At 46.0% G+C, this 278-nt stretch carries 1 protein-coding gene; it reads left to right on the top strand.

The window, feature by feature from the left end; translation table 11 throughout:
- The coding region (locus tag FLQ44_RS16400; protein ID WP_206208927.1) for an SPFH domain-containing protein at positions 1-278 on the top strand (278 nt) is incomplete at both ends.

The raw sequence follows: 278 nt of genomic DNA, 5'->3' as shown, positions 1-278 counted from the left end.
AGAAGCAATTACTAAAAGAGAGGAACTGAAACAAGACTTTGATACTGCCTTGGGTCAACGGTTAGATAAGTACGGAATTATCGTGCTAGATACTAGTGTCGTTGACCTAACTTTCTCCCCTGAGTTTGCGAGGGCAGTTGAAGAGAAACAAATTGCCGAACAGCGGGCGCAACGAGCAGTTTATGTGGCGCAAGAAGCTGAACAAGAAGCCCAAGCAGACATCAATCGTGCTAAAGGTAGAGCTGAGGCTCAACGACTCCTAGCTGAAACCTTAAAGC

Source organism: Vogesella mureinivorans (assembly GCF_007644035.1).
Classification (GTDB): domain Bacteria; phylum Pseudomonadota; class Gammaproteobacteria; order Burkholderiales; family Chromobacteriaceae; genus Vogesella; species Vogesella mureinivorans.
This window is presented reverse-complemented; position numbering and strand designations above follow the sequence as displayed.